We start from the raw sequence: 1,590 nt of genomic DNA, 5'->3' as shown, positions 1-1,590 counted from the left end.
CCTGTCCCAATGTCATAAACCTAAAATGTAAAAATAAGTAAGTATCAAAAAGATTCATAATATTGTTATAAAAAACTACAAAAACCCCTTGACTTTTCAAAAACACCACCATAATCGACGTGAATACCAGTTATTTGGTATATCTCGTACGAAGTGGGGTTTTTTTGTTGAAAAAAAGTAAGTTTTTAGGTGCTATTGAAGTGTGCAGAAAGGTATTGTATGATTTCCATTTCATGTGCGATTCCCGCATGAAAGCAACCTATTTTTCACGTGAAGGGGGTAAATTGACCTTCCCGGAAATAATCTTGTTTGTGCTAAATCTAGTAACGAAAAGTCTGCAGATAGAGTTAAATGACTTTTTTGACCTGATTAAAAAAGAAGGAGAAACTATAAGTAAACAGGGGTTTTCACAAGCGCGAAAAAAAATAAAACCAGAAGCCTTTAAGATGTTATTTGACACCATTACGACGTGGTTTTATCAGTCAAATAACTCCCCTAATTACATGGGCTTCCGGTTGTATGCGGTTGATGCGTCTATCATAGAAATAGCCAATACCCAAAGGCTAAGAGATACCTTCGGCGCATCAAAAGGCAATGGCAAGGAACTTGCCAGAGCCATGGTATCTACTATTTATGATATCGAAAATGATCTATTTGTAAAGGGGATAATCACAAAATGTACAGATAGCGAGCGCACAGTAGCTATGGCATTAATTGATAGTTTTCTAGAACTACGTTCTAACCAGGATCTTTTTCTTTTTGACCGTGGGTATCCAGCTAAATACTTCTTTCACTACCTATTGAAGAATAAAGTAAATTTCGTTGTTAGGACACCAGTTAACTTTTACCGTTCCATCTTAAAAGAAGAGATTCCTGATCAGATCTTTGAACTCGTATATAAAGGCAAAGTCATGCGTTTGCGTGCGGTTCGTATCCCAATAGGGTCTGGTGAAGAAGAACTACTTATAACGAATATATTAGATGAGTCATTTGATATCCCAACTTTTAAAATGTTGTACTTTAAGCGATGGTCCATCGAAACGAAATACGATGTCTTAAAAAACAAAATACAGATTGAAAAGTTCTCAGGCGAAACAAAACAGACGATTGAACAGGAGTTTTATGCGGCATTATTTTTGACCAACATGGCTTCCTTACTAAAGCATGAATCAGATGTGCTCATCACTAAGGAACAGAAGGGTAAAGACTTAAAACACGAATATAAGACTAACACTAATATATTAATTGGTGCGCTAAAAGATAAACTCATTTGTTTAATCATTGAACCCAGTCTGAGACGTAGAAAAAAGTTGTATAAAGCCTTATTGAACGAAGTTCAGCGAAATCGAGTCCCGATAAGACCTGGAAGACAATTTAAACGTTCCAGAGTACTAAATGCGAATAAACACGGATTTGGACAACGACCAGCCATTTGACTAAACGAACAAATACGATACTCAGGGAAATGCCAAAAAAATTAAATAGGCACTTCCCGGGCATCCTATTAGCTTTTTTAGTTATCTAAATATTCAAAACTATGATTTTAGTTGGTTCTGGAAACTACTGGATTCTTAACTTGATGACATTGGG

1 protein-coding gene is annotated in these 1,590 nt (G+C 35.9%); it reads left to right on the top strand.

Annotated features, from left to right (window positions below; genetic code table 11):
- The first annotated feature begins 167 nt into the window (after window positions 1-167).
- On the top strand, window positions 168-1,436 hold the full coding sequence (locus CKJ95_RS23095; protein ID WP_099355790.1) for an IS4 family transposase: 1,269 nt from the start codon (window positions 168-170) through the stop codon (window positions 1,434-1,436).
- The last annotated feature ends 154 nt before the right edge of the window (window positions 1,437-1,590 follow it).

The organism is Fredinandcohnia onubensis, assembly GCF_002734285.1.
In the GTDB taxonomy this organism is placed as follows: Bacteria; Bacillota; Bacilli; order Bacillales; family Bacillaceae_L; genus Ferdinandcohnia; species Ferdinandcohnia onubensis_A.
This window is presented reverse-complemented; position numbering and strand designations above follow the sequence as displayed.